Below are 7026 nucleotides of genomic sequence, written 5' to 3'. Positions count from 1 at the left end.
ATGACAATCATCGGTTTATCATCGAGTAATGATTTTGCCTTGGCTGATTTCATTGATATATAACTGAAAATCACTGTTAGAATAGACCACCAAATCAATGATGTTATCGCATTGAAATAATGAGTATCGTCATGTGCAACCACTTCACCAGCTATCGAACCAATAGTGATACCGGTTATGTAATTAAAAAAGGTTAACTGACTTAATTGTTCCTTACCTAAAAGCCGTGCAAGACCAAGCAAGACCACAAAAGTAACGGTCGTTCTAACAATCATCTCTAAAAAACTATAATCATCCAGATTCATATGTAACTTCCCCTTCCTATTACTGCATCGCCTTTTTCATTATTTCCGAATGTAAGATTGCCTATTCACTATAGGGATGAGTTCTACAAACCTTTCTCGTTAAATTACATACGATAGTAAGAGGGGGGAATTCCAGCATGAATGACGATCAGTTTCGCAAACAGTTAAATTCAAAATACACCCTGCATGACTTATTGAAAGGGAAAGACCTTGAAATAATCACCGCTTCCCTGCTTCTCCTCGGAAAGCTTAAAGTGGATGCAGTCACTCTATTTCGCAATTCCCCCAACGTTGATGTCACATTAATCGGGAAATATCGAAGTAAAGAAGATGACAAAACGAATCAGATGGCTGATTTTTTGGATAAAAACGGTGACATGACCCTTGACGAAATGTTTGATGCCCTAAGTAAACGAATGAATAAAAAAAGGAAGTGATACATTTGAATTGTTTTGATGCTAAAAGGAATTCCAGTTTTGATGGAGTGAAATTTGTGAATGTTATTTTACTTGTTGTGTTCATTTCCCTTCTAATTTTCGGTTCCAGAGATATTCCAGATGTGACATTTGAAACCATTATCATTTGAGAACTCATATGTTAAACTCTAAATAAATGGCCACAAACCTCAAAAGAGGATTGCGGCCATTTTATAAATTTCTATTTGTTCGAAAGCCCAGAAAACACTCCGACTCTTTTATAATCAAACTCCAAATGAAATAACAGGCACTTTTACCTTTTTACTCTTCATAGCTAGCAGACTGGTCATCGTCCCAACACAGATTACTGTGATAAACGATAAAACCAAGGAGCTGTCGTCAATTAAAAAGTAACCTGTAAAAACTATAATGAAATCAATCATAAAGATAATCACTCCGGGATTGATTTTCAAATAATTTGCTATAATTTGTCCCAGCAAATCCGTTCCGCCAATACTGGTATCGTAACGAAGCATGAGTCCGATTCCAGCACCAACAAATATGCCCCCTAGTACCGCGCTCCCTAACGGATTTTGATCCAGAACATATCCTAAAGCCCGTAACGGATTATACGTTAAATCCACTACAAAGGAAGAGATCAGCATACCGTGAATACTATTGTATAAAAAAGATCGATTATAAAACAAAGCAAGAATCAATACAGGAACACTCAACAAGATCACCAGCAATCCCACTTGCATCCCTGTCAGGTAATGCAATATTAACCCCATCCCAAAAGTGCCACCATCCAATAACTCATGGTTAATCAGAAAAACGTTCACGCCTATTGCCATCAACAAACTTCCAACAACAATCGATATCGTTTTATGTATAAAGGGCATGCTATTCCACCTTCTTAAAATCACCTTACTGAATGTATATGATTACTTTTCGTAAATATTTCAAATTGAAAAGTCCTTCTGTCATCCTGCAAACAACTAAACTTATTAATAAGTGAAGCCTTCTGCTAAATTGTTCCTTTTTTATCCGATAAAACGAACAAGCTCCCTATTAAATTTTTTCATCTCACAATAGAACAATCCATGCCCACTGTAATAAAAAGGAATGAGTTCCGATCCTTTTATACCCACATGCATAAACTCCCCTAATACATATGGACATACTTTATCTTGTTTCCCATGGAAAATGGCGGTAGGCACATGGATTTCGGCTAGATCATTTCGTAAGTCTTCATCCCTTAGTGCCAAGAGACACATGGCAGTTGCATGACCGGAAGCTTCTAATCCTAGACTCTGAAACCAATCAATAAAACTTTCAGTTAGATACCTTGCGAAAAAAACATCTCCAAAACCAGCCAGCATTTGCGGTCGATTGGTGTATGTTTCTTGAATCAATTGATCTACTTCTTCTGTTGTTTTTCCATATAGAAAATCAGGACGTTTGGTAAAGGAAGGTGCAGCTGCGCCAAAAAGAGCCAACTTTGAAATTTTATGGCCTTCATGGCGGGCCATATAGCGTATGGCAATTGCGCCTCCCATTGAGTGACCAGCTAGAATGACATCCTCCAATTGCAGCGTATCGATTATAACTCGTACATCATCAGCCATTCGATCATAATTATAACCATCCCAAGGGCGATCAGATTTTCCAAATCCCCGATGATCGATTCCGATACAGCGGTAACCCATTGCAGGGAGCTGATCGAACTGATATTCAAACATTTTATGATTGGCTGGCCATCCATGCAAAAACAGAATGGGCTTGCCATTTCCAGGATTCAAATCCTCAACGTAAATATTCACATTCTCTTCAACCGTAATATAATAACCGATTTTTCTTCCCCCGTTACATAATTTGGTATACTCCCGGTCCCTCATAAAGTTCATCCTCGCTATTTTATGCAACAAACTTAAAAGTATTAGATAAAAAGGAAACATTGATAAAACAAAAAAACCTCGCCCACGAATGGGAAAGGGTTGTTGAAAATCCGATGATAAACGTTTTGAGAACTGAGGTACAATTAAAAAGTTCATGTAAACAATTATGAAACCGAAGCAGATTGAAGCGTTTTTGAATTGAACCCTTTCACGATCAGCCATACCGCTAATATCATTTCAAAGAAGAAGATCGGGATTGCCAGGATGGTTCCCCATGTTGAAACCTGCTGAATCACTCCGAACATTTCTAACAAAGCTGCGATTATAATCATTGATGCTCCTGCAAGGCCCATGACGGATATAAATCGGGGTACAAGTTTAGATTGATAAAGCAAATAGCTATACATCAAAGTGTTTACACCTAACATAAAGTTGGGACCCAAAATAAAAGTCCAGTCATGAACTGCCAGTAACAATGTGCCTGAAGTTTGATATGTGGATATACTCGGATTATCTGAACTTACGAATACCTGGCTTAACGTCAATAGAGAAAGTACGCTGACTATGCCAATTACAATGAGAACAGCTTCAAAAAAACGGAAGCACACATACCCACGTGCAATGCTTTCATTTTGGTTTCTTATATATGGATATAGCATAATGGCTGTGCCAATAGCAGAACAGGCCAGAATCAACTCAAAAATCGCCCCAAGTATTATCTGGTTTTCGTTTTTAGCTCCCGAAACGAGGTAATCAGGGTCATTGAGAATCGGATTATACAAAATAAGCCCTATGATTGCCGCAACCGTCGCAACAATATAAAGCACTCCGATAATTCTTGCATTTAATTTGCTCGATTTCACTTATTCAATTCCCTTCCTTTTTTAATCACAATAGGAGCGTAATTTGTGTACACAATTGCTATTAATTATCCTCCTCCGATTGCTTATATTCATTAATATCAACGAATACGTATAATTAGAACAACAGTTAAGACGAGTAAAATCTATATTTACAAAACAGCAAACCTTAACAAATTTTAAAGGTACATTGAGTTATGATCTGTGGTCAAAACAATTTTCCATACACAAAAAAACCCTCTCCCACGAACGGGAAAGGGTTTTTGAAAATCCGAAGATTAACGTTTTGAGAACTGAGGTGCACGACGAGCGCCTTTAAGACCGTATTTTTTACGTTCTTTCATGCGTGAGTCACGAGTTAACAATCCTGCAGATTTCAATGCTGGACGGAAATCAGGATCTACATGAAGTAGTGCACGAGCAATACCATGACGGATTGCGCCTGCTTGACCKGTGTATCCACCACCATTAACGTTTACATGGATATCGTAGCTTCCAACTGTTTCAGTTGCTACTAATGGTTGTTTGATGATTTCGCGTAATGTTGCGAATGGTACGTAGTCTTCTACGTCACGTTTGTTGATTACGATTTTGCCTTCGCCCGGTACTAAACGTACACGTGCAGTTGAGCTTTTACGACGACCTGTGCCGATATATTGAACTTGTGCCAAGGTTGTATCCTCCTCTATGATTATCCGCGAAGCTCATAAGCTTCTGGTTTTTGTGCTGCATGTGGATGTTCTGCTCCAGCGTATACGTGAAGTTTAGTGAACGTTTGACGACCTAAAGAGTTTTTAGGAAGCATCCCTTTGATTGCTAATTCAAGCATTTTTGTTGGGTAGTTTGTACGCATTTGTAATGCAGTACGTTTTTTCAATCCACCAGCAAATTGTGTATGACGGTAGTAAATTTTGTCTGTCAATTTTTTACCAGTCAATTCGATTTTCTCAGCGTTGATAATGATCACGTGATCACCTGTGTCAACGTGTGGTGTGAATGTTGGTTTGTTTTTTCCACGTAAGATAGCAGCTACTTCAGAAGCTAAACGACCAAGTGTTTGGCCTTCTGCGTCTACTACTAACCATTTACGCTCTACTTCGTGACCTTTAGCCATGAATGTTGTACGCATGTATTTTGTCCTCCTAATTCGATCTAATCTGATTTGAAATTTTCTATATCATCATCAACAACAAGTTTCGGGGCTTATTGTGGGGTTAATGAAATACCATGTGTCATCATATAACGTATGGAACAAAAAGTCAAGGAATTATTTTAAAACACCTGGACGTGTTGCTTCATACGGAATAAAATACAGATTCCAAGTACAAACCGTGTGCCGGCGCGGTTTTACCGGCCTTTTTGCGATCCATTGCGGCAAGCATTAGTACCATGTCGCCCGGCTCACGACGACCAATCCCAACTTCCCACAAATTCCCCGCAATGATGCGAACCATATTATATAAAAACCCGTCGCCTTCAATCACCATATGAAGCTCACCCTGCTCACTTTCAATCAATTCCAATCGTTTGATGGTTCGAACCCGGTCGATTACTTCTGTGCGAGCTGAACAAAAACTCGTAAAATCATGTGTGCCTAAAAACGCTTGAGCGGCTTCTCTCATTCGCTCGATGTCCGGATTGGTTCCAGGCATATAAACGACGTAATGACGCTTAAAAGGGCTCTCAACGTCTCCTAAGCCCCATTTGTATCGATATACTTTGCCTGAAGTACCATATCGGGCATGAAAGTCACTTGATACTTCTTCCACAGACACCACTCGGATATCGCCGGGCAGCTGAACATTTAGTGCCCGTTGCCATCGCTCGATGGGAAATTGCAGGTCGGTATCAAAATGGATGACTTGTCCAGTCGCATGAACTCCGGCATCTGTCCGACCACTTGCCACAACACGGACGATTGTCCCTTTGTGCATTTTTGTCAGGACACGCTCCAGTTCGAGCTGTACCGTTCGAGCATTAGGCTGTACTTGATAGCCGGCAAATCCATAGCCGTCATACATGATAATTGCTTTTAAGCGTTTCACTGCATTTTTCCCTCCAGTTTTACGATCGGAGCCACCATAGTAATAAAGTTAATATCCCTAACATGGCGAGTGCCGTACTATCGCGCCAATCCCACTTTAATTGACGGTATCGTGTTCGCCCTTCTCCACCACGGTAGCCACGTACTTCCATCGCTACAGCTAAATCTTCAGCCCGTTTAAATGCACTGACAAACAAAGGGATAAGTAACGGCACAACCGCCTTGATTCGCTCTTTGATGGAGCCCGTACTAATATCGGATCCGCGGGCCATCTGGGCTTTCAAAATTTTATCAGTTTCATCCATCAACGTTGGAATAAAGCGCAACGAAATAGACATCATCAACGCGAGTTCATGCACGGGTAATTTGAAACGTTTGAATGGGTTCAATAGAACTTCCATTCCATCTGTTATTGAAATCGGCGAAGTGGTCAGTGTTAAAATGGATGTGATAAAGACCAGAACCAAAAATCTAGTGGAAATGAAAATACCTTGTCTCAGTCCTTCTTCATACACTTCGATAAACTGCCATTTCCACAATAAGTCTCCTTCTTTTGTAAAGAAGATGTGTATCAGGAAAGTAAATATGAGTAAAAACATGATGGGTTTCAACCCATTAATTAAGAAATATAGTCGAATACGTGATAGCAAAACAGTTCCTAAAGTGAATGCAAGAATTAATGCATATGTCACAGCATTGTTTGCCAAAAAGACAATGGCAATAAACAAAAAGACAAATATCAGTTTCGAACGAGGGTCCAGTTTATGTACAAATGAATCCCCTGGAATATAACGACCAAATATCATTTTTTCCATCATAAGGAATCACGCTCCCTTTGGACGACACGACTTATTTCCAGCGCTAACTGTTCTTCTGTCAAGCAGAGTCTGTCCAATGGATAACCTAGTCGAGCTTCAACTTGACGTTGGAAACGTACAACACGTGGTGCTGCTAAATGATATTCAGCAAGTCTCTCTTCATTTCCGAAAATAGTGACCGGATCGCCACTTAGAACACATCGGCCATCATGCATGATCGCTACTCGATCTGCATAGCGCGCCGCATCTTCCATAGAATGGGTTACCAAAACCGTGGTTAATCCTTTTTCTACATGCAGTTGGTGGAACAAATCCATGATTTCCTGACGTCCACGAGGGTCCAAACCTGCTGTAGGCTCATCTAATACCAAGACGCTAGGTTCCATCGCCAACACACCCGCAATGGCCACTCGTCGCATTTGACCACCCGACAAATCGAACGGTGACTTATCCAGTACTTCTTCAGGTAAACCCAGTTGGTCAGCTAAGACACGTGCCCGTCGTTCCGCCTCTTCTTTTGGTACGCCAAAGTTTAAAGGACCAAACATGATATCTTTCAAGACAGTCTCATCAAACAATTGATGTTCAGGAAATTGAAAAACGATGCCAATTTGCTGACGGATCGATTTTAAGTTCTTTGCTTTCTTGCCAGCTTCAATCGTCATATCGCCAAGCTGTACTGACC

11 protein-coding genes are annotated in these 7026 nt (G+C 40.2%); 2 read left to right on the top strand and 9 right to left on the bottom strand.

All coding sequences use genetic code 11. The features are described 5' to 3' along the window. The coding region (locus AC1DSB_RS11805; RefSeq protein ID WP_477586770.1) for a DUF421 domain-containing protein at window positions 1-305 on the bottom strand (305 nt) is incomplete at its 3' end. 137 nt (window positions 306-442) lie between these two features. Between AC1DSB_RS11805 and AC1DSB_RS11800 the strand changes: the two genes are divergently transcribed. Next, entirely contained in the window at window positions 443-742 is a 300-nt protein-coding gene (locus AC1DSB_RS11800) for a hypothetical protein (RefSeq protein ID WP_477531067.1), read from the top strand. A gap of 5 nt (window positions 743-747) precedes the next feature. After that, the gene (locus AC1DSB_RS11795) at window positions 748-891 is read left to right on the top strand and encodes a hypothetical protein (protein WP_477531066.1); all 144 of its coding nucleotides are present in this window, start codon (window positions 748-750) and stop codon (window positions 889-891) included. A 114-nt stretch (window positions 892-1005) separates the two neighbouring features. Here the strand turns inward: AC1DSB_RS11795 and AC1DSB_RS11790 are convergent, their stop codons facing one another. The 8 genes from AC1DSB_RS11790 to AC1DSB_RS11755 all read right to left on the bottom strand — a co-directional run. Further along, entirely contained in the window at window positions 1006-1623 is a 618-nt protein-coding gene (locus AC1DSB_RS11790; RefSeq protein ID WP_477531065.1) for a YitT family protein, read from the bottom strand. A gap of 141 nt (window positions 1624-1764) precedes the next feature. Next, the gene (locus tag AC1DSB_RS11785) at window positions 1765-2619 is read right to left on the bottom strand and encodes an alpha/beta fold hydrolase (protein ID WP_477531064.1); all 855 of its coding nucleotides are present in this window, start codon (window positions 2617-2619) and stop codon (window positions 1765-1767) included. Between the two features lie 164 nt (window positions 2620-2783). After that, window positions 2784-3482, bottom strand: coding sequence for a DUF4386 domain-containing protein (locus AC1DSB_RS11780; RefSeq protein WP_477531063.1), 699 nt, complete (start codon window positions 3480-3482; stop codon window positions 2784-2786). Between the two features lie 275 nt (window positions 3483-3757). After that, window positions 3758-4150 carry a 30S ribosomal protein S9 gene (rpsI, locus tag AC1DSB_RS11775; protein ID WP_016429914.1) on the bottom strand — a complete coding sequence of 131 codons (393 nt, stop codon included), beginning with the start codon at window positions 4148-4150 and terminating at the stop codon, window positions 3758-3760. Window positions 4151-4170: 20 nt separating this feature from the next. Further along, window positions 4171-4608 (bottom strand): 50S ribosomal protein L13, encoded by a 438-nt coding sequence (rplM, locus tag AC1DSB_RS11770; protein WP_016429913.1) that lies wholly within the window; start codon window positions 4606-4608, stop codon window positions 4171-4173. A 166-nt stretch (window positions 4609-4774) separates the two neighbouring features. Then, window positions 4775-5524, bottom strand: a complete 750-nt coding sequence (truA, locus tag AC1DSB_RS11765) for a tRNA pseudouridine(38-40) synthase TruA (protein WP_477586769.1) — start codon at window positions 5522-5524, stop codon at window positions 4775-4777. A gap of 19 nt (window positions 5525-5543) precedes the next feature. Further along, on the bottom strand, window positions 5544-6341 hold the full coding sequence (locus tag AC1DSB_RS11760; protein ID WP_477531061.1) for an energy-coupling factor transporter transmembrane component T family protein: 798 nt from the start codon (window positions 6339-6341) through the stop codon (window positions 5544-5546). Continuing rightward, window positions 6338-7026, bottom strand: a 689-nt coding sequence (locus tag AC1DSB_RS11755; protein ID WP_477586768.1) for an ATP-binding cassette domain-containing protein, incomplete at its 5' end; no start/stop codon positions are given. The genes AC1DSB_RS11755 and AC1DSB_RS11760, both read right to left, overlap by 4 nt.

It is taken from the genome of Paenisporosarcina sp. P4_E4_2, from assembly GCF_056401595.1.
The sequence above is the reverse complement of the archived record's forward strand: the minus strand, read 5'-3'. Positions and strand labels throughout refer to the sequence as shown.

What these genes read in the sequence shown, in the direction of transcription:
- AC1DSB_RS11790 (WP_477531065.1), bottom strand. Translation starts at nt 1,623, where the DNA reads ATGCCCTTTATACATAAAACGATATCGATTGTTGTTGGAAGTTTGTTG.
- rplM (WP_016429913.1), bottom strand. Translation starts at nt 4,608, where the DNA reads ATGCGTACAACATTCATGGCTAAAGGTCACGAAGTAGAGCGTAAATGG.
- AC1DSB_RS11785 (WP_477531064.1), bottom strand. Translation starts at nt 2,619, where the DNA reads ATGAGGGACCGGGAGTATACCAAATTATGTAACGGGGGAAGAAAAATC.
- AC1DSB_RS11760 (WP_477531061.1), bottom strand. Translation starts at nt 6,341, where the DNA reads ATGATGGAAAAAATGATATTTGGTCGTTATATTCCAGGGGATTCATTT.
- AC1DSB_RS11800 (WP_477531067.1), top strand. Translation starts at nt 443, where the DNA reads ATGAATGACGATCAGTTTCGCAAACAGTTAAATTCAAAATACACCCTG.